At 64.3% G+C, this 13,718-nt stretch carries 11 protein-coding genes; 4 read left to right on the forward strand and 7 right to left on the reverse strand.

Features of this window, described 5'->3' with window-relative positions:
- Positions 1 to 53 precede the first annotated feature (53 nt).
- A complete protein-coding gene (gene fmdA, locus AB843_RS17710) occupies positions 54 to 1,280 on the reverse strand; it encodes a formamidase (RefSeq protein ID WP_048648217.1) in 1,227 nt (408 codons plus the stop codon).
- 362 nt (positions 1,281 to 1,642) lie between these two features.
- Between fmdA and AB843_RS17715 the strand changes: the two genes are divergently transcribed.
- Complete coding sequence (locus AB843_RS17715) at positions 1,643 to 2,368, forward strand: response regulator (protein ID WP_048648218.1); 726 nt, start codon at positions 1,643 to 1,645, stop codon at positions 2,366 to 2,368.
- Here AB843_RS17715 and AB843_RS17720 read toward each other — a convergent pair.
- Positions 2,365 to 3,567 carry a response regulator gene (locus tag AB843_RS17720; RefSeq protein ID WP_048648219.1) on the reverse strand — a complete coding sequence of 401 codons (1,203 nt, stop codon included), beginning with the start codon at positions 3,565 to 3,567 and terminating at the stop codon, positions 2,365 to 2,367. The genes AB843_RS17715 and AB843_RS17720 overlap by 4 nt on opposite strands.
- Positions 3,564 to 6,197, reverse strand: coding sequence for an ATP-binding protein (locus AB843_RS17725; RefSeq protein ID WP_048648220.1), 2,634 nt, complete (start codon positions 6,195 to 6,197; stop codon positions 3,564 to 3,566). The genes AB843_RS17720 and AB843_RS17725 overlap by 4 nt, the downstream gene beginning before the upstream one ends.
- Positions 6,198 to 6,595: 398 nt before the next feature.
- Here AB843_RS17725 and AB843_RS17730 point away from each other — a divergent pair, with 398 nt between their 5' ends.
- Entirely contained in the window at positions 6,596 to 7,696 is a 1,101-nt protein-coding gene (locus AB843_RS17730; protein WP_048648221.1) for an NAD(P)/FAD-dependent oxidoreductase, read from the forward strand.
- An 18-nt stretch (positions 7,697 to 7,714) separates the two neighbouring features.
- The gene (locus AB843_RS17735) at positions 7,715 to 8,071 is read left to right on the forward strand and encodes a RidA family protein (RefSeq protein WP_048648222.1); all 357 of its coding nucleotides are present in this window, start codon (positions 7,715 to 7,717) and stop codon (positions 8,069 to 8,071) included.
- A 145-nt stretch (positions 8,072 to 8,216) separates the two neighbouring features.
- Here AB843_RS17735 and AB843_RS17740 read toward each other — a convergent pair whose 3' ends face one another.
- Positions 8,217 to 8,678, reverse strand: coding sequence for an Lrp/AsnC family transcriptional regulator (locus AB843_RS17740; RefSeq protein ID WP_048648223.1), 462 nt, complete (start codon positions 8,676 to 8,678; stop codon positions 8,217 to 8,219).
- A gap of 110 nt (positions 8,679 to 8,788) precedes the next feature.
- On the opposite strand from AB843_RS17740, the gene AB843_RS17745 reads away from it, so the two are divergent.
- The gene (locus AB843_RS17745) at positions 8,789 to 10,246 is read left to right on the forward strand and encodes an aminotransferase class V-fold PLP-dependent enzyme (protein WP_048648224.1); all 1,458 of its coding nucleotides are present in this window, start codon (positions 8,789 to 8,791) and stop codon (positions 10,244 to 10,246) included.
- A 45-nt stretch (positions 10,247 to 10,291) separates the two neighbouring features.
- Here the strand turns inward: AB843_RS17745 and AB843_RS17750 are convergent, their stop codons facing one another.
- The 3 genes from AB843_RS17750 to AB843_RS17760 all read right to left on the reverse strand — a co-directional run bounded on the left by AB843_RS17750 (position 10,292) and on the right by AB843_RS17760 (position 13,672).
- On the reverse strand, positions 10,292 to 11,434 hold the full coding sequence (locus AB843_RS17750) for an aminotransferase class V-fold PLP-dependent enzyme (protein WP_048648225.1): 1,143 nt from the start codon (positions 11,432 to 11,434) through the stop codon (positions 10,292 to 10,294).
- A gap of 91 nt (positions 11,435 to 11,525) precedes the next feature.
- Positions 11,526 to 12,314, reverse strand: coding sequence for an ABC transporter substrate-binding protein (locus AB843_RS17755; RefSeq protein ID WP_048648226.1), 789 nt, complete (start codon positions 12,312 to 12,314; stop codon positions 11,526 to 11,528).
- A gap of 200 nt (positions 12,315 to 12,514) precedes the next feature.
- A complete protein-coding gene (locus tag AB843_RS17760; RefSeq protein ID WP_048648227.1) occupies positions 12,515 to 13,672 on the reverse strand; it encodes an osmoprotectant NAGGN system M42 family peptidase in 1,158 nt (385 codons plus the stop codon).
- Between the last annotated feature and the right edge of the window lie 46 nt (positions 13,673 to 13,718).

Raw genomic sequence — 13,718 nt, forward strand, 5'->3', positions numbered from 1 at the left:
GGAAACCCCTCCTCGGCCGCCCCGCTTGTTTGTGGAACGCGGACCCTTGCCGCTCAGGTTGTCCTGGCGACATCCACCCCCGAGACCTGCCTGGTCGGCCCGGTGGAGTTCGGATTGATGTCGAAGTCGAAGATCTTCGTTGGAATGGCGAGCGTCGCGCAGACATTGGGAATGTCGACGATGCCGGCGATGCGCCCCTCCACCGGCGCCGTGCCCAGAATGCTGTAGGCCTGCTCGCCCGTGTAGCCGAACTTCATCAGGTATTCGATGGCATTCAGGCAGGCCCGGCGGTAGGCCACATGGGCGTCGAGATAGTATTGCTCGCCCGTATGCTCGTCGACCGAGATGCCCTCGAAGATCAGGTAATCGTCGAAATGCGGATCGATCGGGCTCGGCTTGAAGATCGGGTTGATGACGCCGTATTTGGCCATGCCGCCCTTGATCACATCGACGCTGATGTCGATCCAGCCGGCCATTTCGATGGCGCCGCAGAAGGTGATTTCACCATCGCCCTGCGAGAAGTGGATGTCGCCCATGGAAAGCCCGCCGCCCTTGACGTAGACGGGGAAATAGACCTTCGAGCCGCGCGACAGGTTCTTGATGTCGCAATTGCCACCATGCTCGCGCGGCGGCACGGTGCGCCAGGCTTCCTCGGCGGCCTTTCTGGCGGCGTCGCCCTTCAACTGGCCCATCAGCGCCGTATCGGCATAGGGCAGTGCGGCCAGCGGCGGCACGCGATCCGGATCGGTCGCCACCAGTTCCGCCTCACGGCGATTGGCCTCGGCCAGGAGCTTTTCATCGGGCAGGCAGCCGATCAGGCCCGGATGGATGATGCCCGGATAGCGGACGCCGGGAATGTGCCGGGACGTCGTGTAGATGCCCTGGAAATCCCAGCAGGATTTGGTGGCATTGGGATAATGCTCGGTGAGGAAGCCGCCGCCATTCTCCTTGGCGAACAGGCCGTTGAAGCCCCATTCGGAATTCGGCAGCGCGCCAAGGTCGAGAATGTCGACCACCAGCAGATCGCCGGGCTCGGCGCCCTCGAAGCCGAAGGGACCGCTCAGATAGTGCACGCGCGTCAGGTCGACGTCGCGCACGTCGTTGGCGCTGTCGTTGTTGCCGATCTGGCCGCCGGTCCAGTCGTAGCACTCGACGCGGATCACCTCACCGCGCTTGAAGGTCTCGACCATGGGAATGTCGGGGTGCCAGCGGTTGTGGGTCTTGATCGCCTGATCTTCAGGCGCCTTGCTGAGATCGACGGAAAATACGGTCTTGGGCATGGGTCTCCTCCTCATTGGCCGGCAATCGGAGGTCCCGCGTGACGAGCCCCCTCCTCTTTCTCGCCCGGCCGCGCAATGCGGCGGACGAAGCCGTGCGAGGGGAGGTTAGGAGCGGCCTGTAACCCGAATGAATCCGAAACAGGCGGGTTTTGTAATTTTTTGTAACCGCGCGGCGAGGTCCAGGGCTTCCAGGAAAAGTTGCGCTCCTTACAATTTCTTTTAAATTTCAGCTATTTGACAAACCGCGCAGGAACAGCGATCCACGCCGCTTCTGTCTTGGCGGCGGCCAGATCGGTCGCCCGCGACATTTGGCCATCTTCCCGGCTCGACCGGCAGGCCGGTTTGCGACTATCGTAGCATCCATGTCGCTGCCCGATGCCAGATCCCGTATCCTTGTTGTCGACGACGATCGGCGGCTTTGCCGCTTCCTGGAGAAATTCCTGGCAAGCGAAGGGTATGGCATCGCCGCCGCCCATGACGGGCGCGCCATGCGGCGGGCGCTTGCCGACGACAGTTTCGATCTGGTGATCCTCGACCTGACCTTTCCAGCCGGCGAGGACGGCGTCACGCTGGCGCGAACCCTGCGCGCGCAATACGACCTGCCGCTGATCATGCTGTCGGGCAAGAACACGACCATCGACAAGGTGGTGTGCCTCGAGATGGGCGCCGACGACTATGTCACCAAGCCGTTCGAGCCGCGCGAATTGCTGGCGCGCATCCGCACGGTGCTGCGCCGCTTCGCCAAGCGCATCACCCTGCCGGAGCGGGTGGAGAAGACCCCATCGCCGGTGATGTGCTTTGCCGGCTGGGAGCTCGATCCGACCCGCTACCAACTTTCCTCGCCAAAGGGCGACACGGTGCGGCTGACGAGCCAGGAATTCCAGTTGCTGGCAGCGCTTGTGGAGCGGCGCGGACGCATCCTGTCGCGCGAGCAGATCCTCGACATCGTCGCCAACCGCAACTGGACGCCCTACGACCGCAGCATCGACGTGCTGATCGGCAAGATCCGCCGCAAGCTGCGCGACGATGTGCGCGACGCGCAGTTCATCAAGACGATCCGCGGCGTCGGCTACATGTTTGCGCCTTAACAAGGCGATTGATGCGCCGGCAGGTACAGGTTGATGCAGGTGCCCTTTCCAGGTGCGCTCACAATGCCGAGCCGCCCGCCCACCTGCCGCACGAAGCCATCGACCATCGGCAGTCCAAGCCCGCTGCCCTGCCCCGGCGGCTTGGTTGAAAACAAGGGCTGAAGCGCGCGCCGGCGCACCGCCAGCGGCATGCCCTGGCCCGTGTCGGTGACCGACAGGAGCACGTAGCGGCCGGGCAGCAGCCCGGAGGCGACGCGCGCATCCTCCGGCTTGACGGTCAGGTTGCGCGCGTCGAAATGCAGGCTGCCGCCATCAGGCATCGCGTCACGCGCGTTGAGCGCCAGATTGAGCAGGCTTGTCTCCAACTGACCGCTTGGCAGCTGCACGGGGTGCAGATCCCCGGCGACGGTGAGCGAGATCGACACGGCGTCATCGAGCGTTCGGCCCAGCATGCGCATCAGCGGCGGCAATTCGACGGCAAGGGAAACGACCGTCATGTCCTCAAGGCGCTGGCTGCCGAAATTGAGCAGGCGCGTGGTGAGGTCGGAACCGGATTTCGTCGCGTCGAGCGCGTCGGCGACCAGTTCGGCCAGCTCCGGCCGGTCGGCAAGCCGCTCTTCCAACCAGCGCAGATTGCTCAGCAGCACAGCCAGAACATTGTTGAAATCATGGGCGATGCCGCTGGTCAGTTGCCCCATCGCCTCCATGCGCTGCTTCTGCCCCAGGCGCTCGGCGGCGAGGCGTTTTTCCTCCAGCAGGCGAATCCGCTCGAAGCAGCGGCTCAGCGTGGCCAGCAGGTCCTCGCTGTGAAACGGCTTGCACAGATAATCATAGGCGCCGGCCTGCAATGCCTCCACCGCCGTGTCGATGGAAGCGTAGGCCGTCACCATGACGCAGACGAGGTCCGGATTGTGCTGGCGGAAATCGCGCACCAGATCGACCCCGCTGCCGGTGCCGAGGCGCACATCGACCAGGGCGACGGCGAGGCGCTGGCGCTCAAGCTCTGCCAGCGCCTGCTGCGGGTCGTGCGCCACGCGGACACCGTACCCTTCGAGCCTCAGCAGGCCGGCAAGGCTGGCGGCGAAATCCACATCGTCATCGACGATCAGGACGCTTTTCTCCTCGGCCTCGCCAGCCACTTCGGGCAGTGGGCCCTCGCCGATCACGTCGGCGGGCAGGTCATTGTCATCGCTGATCATGCCGGCCTCGCAACCGCGCAGGGCAGGACGAGCGTGATTGTCGTTCCCACGCCCGCCTGGCTTTCGATGAGGACATCGCCGCCATGCTGTTCGAGGATGCGCTTGACGAGCGGCATGCCGAGGCCGACGCCGAACGCCTTGGTGCTGAACAGCGGCTCGAATACACGTCTCGCCACATCGCGCGTCATGCCGGCGCCATTGTCGACCACCGACAGGAACACCCGGTCGCGCCGGCGCTCCGTTGTCACCGCGATGCGGGCCTCCACCTCGCCGCCTTCACAGGCCTGGACCGCGTTGGCCAACACATTGGAGAAGGCCTGCCGAAGGCGCTCGCTATCGGCCAGCACATCGCAACCGGCCTTCAGATCGAGCGTCACCAGCCGGGCCGTCGCCTTGTCCTGCTCGCTCATCTGCTGCTCGACCCAGCGGTCGATGGCGACCGGGGCGAAGACCAGCGAATGCTTGCGCGAGAAATCCAGAAGGTCCTCGATGATGCGCACGCAGCGCCAGGCGTTGCGCTGCAATCGCTGCAACTCGCCCATCGCCGGTTCGCCGGCATCCTTCAGCGAGCGGCGCAGGATGTCGGCCGAGGTGACCAGCGTGCCAAGCGGATTGCGCAATTCGTGGCTGACCGTCGCGGTGATCTGGCCGATGGCGGCCAGGCGCTCATTGCTGGCCAGTTCCTGCTGCGCCTGGCGCAGCTTCTCCAGCGAGGCAACGAGATCGCGCTCGGCGAGTTCCCGGCTTTCATGCGACAGGACGATCCACCAGGCGCCAACCGCCAGCAAAGGCAGCAACGCCAGGAAAACGCGCAGCAGCAAGGAGCCGCTGTCGAGATGCGGCTGCAGCGAAGACGGTTCGATCAGCCGGAAGGTGAGCAGGAACACCGCCGCCGTGATGACCGCCAGCGAAAACAGGACACCGCCGACCTTCAGAAGACGCTGCCCCATATGCGGGGCGATCTTGCTGCGCAGCGTGCGGCCGAAATAGCGCGAGCGCGAGGTTTCAAGCATCGTGCCCGAGGATTTGCAGACGTCATGGCAGTGGGAATCGAGACTGCAGCATAAAGAGCAGATCGGCCGCTCATAGAAGGTGCAGTGGACCATGTCGGGTCGTTCATAATCGAGACCGCAGATCTCGCAACGGATGGTCGCCTTCTGCGAACCGGCGAGCGGCTCGCGGGGCCGGGCCAGATAGTATCGGCCCTTGGTGGCGACGCCGATCGCGACGGCGCTGACGAGTGCGGTGAGAAAAGCGATCGGCGCCGAATAGGCCTGCGCCAGGGCGCCTAAACTGCCGGTAAAGCAGATGATGCCGAACAGCGAGGCGAGCGCCATCGAACCGCACCCGACCGGATTGAAATCGTGCAGGTAGGCGCGCTTGAACTCGGTGAAAGGCGGGCTGACGCCCATCGGCTTGAGGATCGCCAGGTCGGCGAAGATGGAGCCGATCCAGGCAGCGGCGATGACCGAATAGACCGCCAGCACCAGTTCCAGCGTCTGGAAGATGCCGAGCAGCATCAACAGCAGCGAAATCAGGATATTGAAGATGAGCCAGACGACACGGCCTGGATGATAGTGGGTGACGCGCGAGAAGAAATTCGACCAGGCGAGCGACCCGGCATAGGCGTTGGTGACGTTGATCTTGACCTGCGAGATCAGCACGAAGATCGCCGCCAGCGCCAGAACCGTGCGCGGGTCGGCGCTGACATACTCATAGGCCTTGATGTACATGTGGATCGGCTCGAGCGCTGTCGAGCGTGACAGGCCGGCCGAGACCGCGAGCACGGCAAGCAGGCTGCCGCACAGGATCTTGAAACCGCCAACAATGATCCAGCCCGGCCCCGCGGCGATCACCGCCGCCCACCAGCGCAGGCGGTTCTCGCGCGTCTTGTCCGGCAGGAAGCGCAGGTAATCGACCTGTTCGCCGATCTGGATCGACAGGGCGAACAGCACGCCGAGGGCCGAGCCGAGAGCGAGCACGTCGAAGCCGCGGCCATTCGCTTCGCTGCCGGCGAACTCCACCCATTGATGCAGCGTGTCGGGATGGCCGATGGCGATGTAGGCGAACGGCGCCAGAAGCATGGCGATCCAGATCGGCTGGGTCAGCATCTGCAGCTTGCTGATCATGGTTATGCCCATCACGGTGATCGGGATGATGACAAGCGACGAGATGATATAGCCGAGCACCAGCGGCACGTCGGCGAACAGTTTTAGCGCCTGGGCCATGATGGCCCCTTCGAGCGCGAAGAAGATGAAGGTGAAGGTGGCGTAGATCAGCGAGGTGATCGTCGAGCCGATATAGCCGAACCCCGCGCCGCGCGTCAAAAGGTCCATGTCGATATTGTAGCGGCTGGAATAGTAGGCGATCGGCAAATTGGTCACGAAGACGAACAGGCACGTGATCAAGACCGCCGGAAAGGCATTGGCGAAGCCGTAGCTGAGCGTGATGGCCCCGCCGATGGCCTCGAGTGCCAGGAACGAGATGCCGCCGAGCGCCGTGTTGGCGATAACGAAGGGCGACCAGCGCCGGAACGAGCGCGCCGCGTAGCGCAGCGAATAGTCCTCCAGCGTCTCGTTGGCGATCCAGGAATGATAGGACCGCAAGGCCGGCGATTGAGGCGTTTCCACTAGTGCAACGCTTTAACTGAAATGAAGGCTTCGCATTCATTTCGATTGAAGCAAAGTTGCCCTGGATCCGATAATTCAGTGGCCTGCTCATCCCAGTCCAAACCTGTCGGTTTGGCTGGGGCAGGACACCAGGCGGCGCTCCATAACGGAGCACCGGCTCCCGGCAAAGCGAGGGCTGCGCGCATTCTCACCTGATCCTCCCGAATTCCCATCAAATGATCACACAAAGCCGGCGAGGACACCAGCCTTCCGGTCCACGCCGAGCCACCTCGGCGCGGCGCTTGGCCGGGTGCCACAATGGCGGCTCCGGACCTGCGCCTATCGTTTCGCCGCGCGGCCCGCTATGGGTAGCACCGGATTTGCGCCCGGCGGCGCAGGAATATTTTACGAGAGGGATCATGACCGAGGGGTCTGACATCATCGTCATCGGCGGCGGCATTGCCGGCATCAGCGCGGCGGGGCGCATGGCCGCCGATGCACGGGTCACCGTTCTCGAGGCGGAGGAGGCGATCGGCTATCACGCGACGGGGCGTTCGGCGGCGATCTACATCCGCAACTACGGCAACGCCACGCTGCGCGCGCTGAACGCCGCGTCCGAACCCGTCTTCAGGGAACCGGATGGCATCACCGACACCAGCCTGCTGACGCCGCGCGGGCTGCTTTATCTGGCGTTGCCCGATGACGTCGCGGCGATCGACAGGATGATGGAAGGCTCGACCGGCATGGAGCGGGTCGATGCCGACGCAGCGGTGCGGATGGTGCCGATCCTGCGGCGCGAGGCGATCGCGGCAGCGGCAATCGAACCGGGCGCCCAGGACATCGATGTCGACCGCCTGCTGCAGGGTTTTGCGAAGATGCTGCGCCATCGCGGCGGGCGCATCGTCACCCAGGCGCGGGCCAACCGGATTTCCCGCGAGCGCGGCCACTGGCGCGTCGAGACGCCGCAAGGCGCGTTCGAGGCGCCCGTGATCGTCAACGCTGGCGGCGCATGGGCCGACGCCGTTGCGCGGATGGCCGGCGTGCAGCCGCTCGGCCTGACGCCGATGCGGCGCTCGGCGGTGATCCTGCCGGCGCCGGACGGGCACGACGTGTCCTCCTGGCCGCTGTTCGCCTGCGCGGGTGAAGGCTGGTACGCCAAGCCTGAAGCCGGCAAACTGATGATTTCGCCAGCCGACGAAGACCCTTCCGAGCCGTTCGACGCCTGGCCTGACGACATGGTGCTGGCCGAGGGGCTGCACCGTTTCGAACAGGCGGTGACAACGCCCGTCACGCGCATCGAGCGAAGCTGGGCCGGTTTGCGCAGCTTCTTCCCCGACAGAACCCCCGCCGTCGGGTTCGCCCCCGACGCCGAGGGATTTTTCTGGCTTGCCGGACAAGGCGGCTATGGTGTTCAGACGTCTCCGGCGTTATCCGCATTGGCGGCAGACCTTTGCGCTGGCCGTTCTTCCCCGCTTGGGGACCCGGTCGTGCAGGCGCTCGCGCCGCAACGCCTAATTTAGAACCGAAGAGGAAAATCCATGTCCGACATCACCCGCATCGATCCCGGCGCACGCATGAGCCAGGCCGTCGTCCACAACGGCACCATCTGGCTGGCCGGTCAGGTCGCGTTGCCCGGCAAGAGCGTGACCGAGCAGACCCAGGCGGTGCTGGCGCAGATCGACGCGCTGCTGGAGAAATGCGGCTCCGACAAGTCGCGCATCCTGCAGGCCGTGATCTGGCTGGCCTCGATGGACGATTTCGCCGAGATGAACGCCGTTTGGGACGGCTGGGTCTCCGCCGGCAACGCGCCGGCCCGCGCGACGGGCGAAGCGCGTCTCGCCACGCCGGACTACAAGGTCGAGATCATCGTCACTGCCGCGCAAGGCGCTGTCTGACGCATTTGGGGCCCGCACGTTTCGCGGGCCCCGTCGCCCAGACCAGATCATCGTTTCACAGAAACGCTGCCCCGTTCTATCTCTTTGTTTTTCTGCATTTGTGCGAACGTCAGATGATTCCATCTGACTGCAAAATGCACTTGCCTCAGATAGGCAGGGGCCGCCGCTCGGCGATCGCCTCCATGGCGAAATAGGACGTGACCGATTCCAGCTCCACCTTCTGAATCAGCCGCTGATAGACGGAATCGTAGCTCGCCATGTCCGTCGTGACGATGCGCAGCATGTAGTCGTACTCGCCGCCGATGCGGAAGAAGTCGACGATCTCGGGAATACCGGCGACATGCTGCCTGAAAATCTGCAGCCAGTCCGCCGAATGATGCCGCGTCTTGACCAGGACGAAGACGACAAGACCCAACCCCAGCTTGTCGCGATCGAGCAGCAGCGTGCGGCCACGAATGACGCCGCGCTCCTCCAGAACGCGCAGCCGACGCCAGCAGGCGTTTTGCGACAATCCCACCTTTTCCGCCAAATCCCGTTGCGACAGCCCCGCATCGCGCTGCAGCTCGCGCAGGATTTTTCTATCAAACTGATCTATTTTTTCGCTCATAGGCGATCATATGAACGAATTTTAATGGTGCATGCAATGATTTTAGTGAGAATGAACGCCTGATCCTGTGCGATCCTTTCGTTCCTGAATAGCGCAAACGGAACGACGCCATGAGCGGGACGGTTTTAAGGGACTTCATCGATGGCCTGCGGAGGGACGACCTGCCGGCCTTTCTGCGCGGCGGACTGATCGGCGAGAACGCCGTCATCGACGGTCCCTGCGGGACCAAGCCGCTGATCTATGCCGACTATGTGGCGTCGGGCCGCGCTCTCGCTCAGGTGGAGGACTTCATCCGCGACCGGGTGCTGCCCTATTACGCCAACAGCCACACCGAGGCTTCCTATTGCGGCGCCTTCTCGACGCGGCTGCGCGAGGCGGCGCGGGCGGAAATCCACCGCATCGTCGGCGCCGACGATGCGACCAGCGTGGTGTTTGCCGGCTCGGGCGCGACGGCCGGCCTCAACAAGCTGGTCAGGCTGCTGCAGATCGCCGAGGCGGTCGCCAAGGGTCAACGCGTGGTGGTCTTCACCGGACCTTACGAGCATCACTCCAACATCCTGCCCTGGCGCGAAAGCGGCGCGGAGATCGTCAGCATCGCCGAGACCGAATGCGGCGGACCCGACCTCGCCGCACTGGCCCAGGCGCTGGCGGCCCATGCCAATGCTACGCTGAAGATAGGCACCTTTTCGGCCGCCTCCAACGTGACCGGCATCGTCACCGACACGGATGCGGTGACGCGCGTGCTCAAGGCGCACGGCGCGCTGGCGATCTGGGATTACGCCGGCGGCGCACCCTATCTCGGCATCGACATGCGCGCCGGCAGCGATTGCGCCAAGGATGCGGTGGTGCTGTCGCCGCACAAGTTTCCCGGCGGCCCCGGCGCCTCAGGCGTGCTGGTCCTGCGCAATGCCATTGCCCGCACCAGCCTGCCGACCATGCCGGGCGGCGGCTCGGTCACCTTCGTCTCGCCCTGGGCGCATGACTATTCGAAGTCGCTTTGCGCGCGCGAGGAAGCGGGAACGCCGAACGTCGTCGGCGATATCCGCGCGGCCCTGGTCCTGCTGGTCAAGGAAGCGCTCGGACAGGACTTCATCGACCGGCGCAATGACGCATTGCGCGACCGGGCGCTGGCTGTGTGGTCGCGCAATCCACGCCTGGAGCTGCTCGGCAATCCGCGTGCGCCGCGCCTGCCGATCTTCTCCTTCCGCATTCGCGGGGAAGACGGCGCGGCCATGCATCACCAGCTCTTCACGCGCATGCTGAGCGATCTGCACGGCATCCAGGCGCGCGGCGGCTGTGCCTGCGCCGGGCCATACGCGCACCTTCTGCTCGGCATCGACGAACCGCATTCGGCGGCGCTTCTCGAAAACATCCGCGCCGGCCGGGAAATGGAAAAGCCCGGCTGGGTGCGGCTCAATCTCAGCTATCTGATGACCGACGAGAAGGCGGACATGATCATCGGCACGGTCGATCGACTGGCGCAAGACGCGACGCAGCACGCCAGCGCCTACGATTTCGATCCCGCCACCGCGCGGTTCCGGCACAAGGGATTGGCGCTGGCAAGCTAGTGGTCTGACCGAAACAGATGGTACCCATCTGTCAGGATCGCACCACTAGAGCGCGGCCTTCAAGGCTTCCGCAAGGCGGGCAATGCCGGCCTCGGTGGTCATGCAGCCGGGCGACAGCCGCAGGATCTGACTGCGGTGGTCGGCATAAATGCCGTTCCCGGCGAGTTCCTGCACGAAAGCGCCGGGATTGACCGTATCGGGCAGCGCCACCATCACGCTGCCGCCGCGCTCGGCCTCGTTCTCCGGGCTCACCAACTTCAGCTTCAATTCCTTCGCCGTATCGACGATGCTTCCGGCGAGGCGCCGATTGTGCGCCAGCAGCGCTGCCATGTCCTGGCCCGCATGCCATCGCAGGGCCGGCAGGGAGCCGGCGCAGGCGAGGATCGACGGCGTGCCGTTGTCGAAGCGGCGGATGTCGTTGGCAAAGGCAAACTTGTCCAGGTCCCAGGAGAAGATGTCCGCCTGGCTGAACCAGCCGCGCAATTCCGGACGGCATGCCTCGATCAGCGGTTCGGCGACATGGAGGATGCCGGCGCCGGGCGTGGCGCAAAGCCATTTCAGGCTTGTCGAGATCGAGAAATCCACCACCGGATGCATCACATCGTAGGGCAACAGGCCAACCGCCTGCGTGATGTCCACGCCAATGATGCTGCCCATGCGCCGACCATGGGCGACCAACGTTTCAAGATCGCAGCGATGCGAGGCGGTCGAGGTGACGAAGGTCAGAAGGGCGACACCGACATCGGGGCCCCAGCGGGCGATCACATCCTCGTCGCGCACCCAGCTTTCGCCGGGCCGCAGCGGCACTGTGTCGAGCGTGAAGCCGTAGCGCGCCGCAAGGCCCGAGAGAAGAAAATGCATGCTGGGGAAGCAATCGCCGGCAATCAGCAGGCGCCGGCCCTTCAGATGTTCCTCTGGCAGTGCGCCAATCAGGCTGTTGAGCGCCGTCGTGACGTTCTCGCTGGTGGTCAGCGTGCCGGCCGGCGCGCCGATCAGCGTCTGCCACCGGTCAATGAATTCCTGACGCATGCCCAGCGCATGCATCCATTGCGCGTTGTCATGCGCGCCCCAGCCGGCGGAAAACGCGGCGAACGCGGCGGCCATCTCCTCCGCCTTGCCGGGATACATGCCGATGGAGTGATACAGGAGATAGGCGGATGCGTCGGCGTTCTTGCCCTGCGGCGACATGGTCGGTCCTCGTCATTCGTCAAAAAAGCGTCCGCGCGGAACTGGCGGACGCTTGGTCGTTGAAAGGCCTCGCGGCCTCGGTAAAGCCGGTTCACTCCGGCTTCGGTATCGGCATTTTCTCGACGGTACTGGTGCCGGCCTCGGGATCGACGCCGAACCACTTCTTGTGGATCGCCGCCATGCTGCCGTCCTCCTTCATCGCCGAGACGGCGTCATTCACCCGTTCCAGCAGCGGATGGTCCTTGCGCGTCATCATGGCGAAGCGTTCGCCGGTCGGGATGCGCACGAGCAGCTTGAGGCCTGGAACCTGCGTCATGGCATATTGGAAACCGGCGATCTCGCCAGCGCCGCCCTCGATACGCCCGGCGCGCACGTCCATCAGCAGATCCTGCTGCGCCGAATAGGAGCGGATGTCGGAGATGCCGTATTTCTCCGCGTTCTCCTTGGCCCAGGCCTCGCCCGTGGTGGCTGCAACCACGCCGATCGGCTTGCCGTCAAGCTGCTCGAGCGTCGTGACCGTGGAATCCTCGCGGCCGACGATCGTGCCGTCGCTGTCGTAATAGGGCTGCGTGAACGACTGGTTCTGCAGCCGTTCACTGGTGATCGAGATCGACGAAATGGCGAAGTCGATGCGCCCGGAGCTGGTGGCGGCGAAGAGCGCCTGGAAGCCCAGATCCTGGAACTCTATGTCCATGCCGAGCCGCTTGGCGACGTCCCGCGCCACATCGATTTCAAACCCCTCGAAGGCGCCGCTCTCGGTCTTGTACTCCCAGGGCGGGTTGGACGGGTAGGCGCCGACGGTGATCGTCTCGGCAAAGGCCGACGACGCGAAAGCCAGGCTGGCGGCAAGGGCCGCGAAAACACCCATGCGGATGGTCATGATGAATCTCCTCCTGTCTCTGCCCTCGCGTGACGGGGCCGGTTCCCTTCGGCCGCGCCGAGCAGATGCGATTTGATCACATGATCATATCAAGCGAATGAGATCAACAGGGTACTTGAAGCTTAAATCTTTTTAGCGGGACGTCCCCCGGCAGGCGAGAGACTGACGAGGTCGGCATGTCCGGGCCAATGTGTTGGAGCTCAGTCCTGGGGCGGCAGGTTCTTGACCCGCTTCGGCTGTTCGGCGGCCTCGGTCGGCTGCTCGGTGAAGCCCTCGATATCCGAGACTTCCTCGATGTCACGTTCGATCTCGACGGGGCTGGCGGCATAGGCCGTCGCCAGCTCGGCAACCGAACGCAATGCGTGAACGTGGATGCGTTCATAGCCGTGCGAGGCATCGACGCCGAAGGCGATCAGCGCCGTGCGTACATCATGGCCGGCCTCGATGGCGGAGGCCGAATCCGAGCGGTAATAGCGGAAAATATCCTTCTGGAAACGGATGTCCTCCTCACGGCACAGATCGACCAGCTTCTTGGTCAGATGATAGTCGAACGGGCCGGCCTGGTCGGCCATGGCGATGGTGACGCCGAATTCGGACGAGTTCTGCCCGGGAGCGGTGGTGCCGTTGTCGATGGTGACCATCGAGGCGATTTCCGGCGTGACGATGGAAGCCGCGCCAACCCCCACCTCCTCGGCAATGGTGAACAGCCAGTGCGTGTCGACCGGCAGGGTCACATCGTGGCGCAACAGCGATTCGAGCGTTGCCAGCGCAATCGCCACGCCCGCCTTGTCGTCGAGGTGACGGGAAACGATGAAGCCGTTTTCGAGAAACTCCGGCTGCGGATCGACTGCGACGAAATCGCCGATATCGATGCCCAGCCCCTGCACCTCGGCCCGGTTCCAGCACAAGGCATCGATGCGCAACTCGACCTGCTGCCAGCCGATGGGATGCGTGTCGACATCGTCGTTGAATGTGTGGCCGGAAGCTTTCAGCGACAGGATCGTACCGCGATAGCTGCCCTTCTCCGTATAGATCGTCGTGCGCGCGCCCTCGGCGAAACGCGCCGACCAATGGCCGATCGGCACCAGCTCCAGACGGCCATTGTCCTTGATGTATTTCACCTGGGCGCCGAGCGTGTCGAGATGGGTGATGATGGCGCGGGCCCCCTCACGGCGACCGCCGCGCAGAACGGCGCGGATCGCGCCGCGGCGGGTCAGTTCCGGCTCGAGCCCGAGGCGCTCCAGCTCCATTGTCACATGGCGAACGATGGTGTCCGTATAGCCCGTCGGGCTGTCGATCGCCAAAAGTCCCTTGAGCTGCCCGACGAGATAGTCGACATCGATTTTCAGGCGCGTCACGTGTGGTCCCCATCAAGAATGCGTTGGAACGGAGTGAGGCCGGCCT

Origin of the sequence: Nitratireductor soli (genome assembly GCF_001050155.1) — a bacterium.
GTDB lineage: Bacteria > Pseudomonadota > Alphaproteobacteria > Rhizobiales > Rhizobiaceae > Nitratireductor > Nitratireductor soli.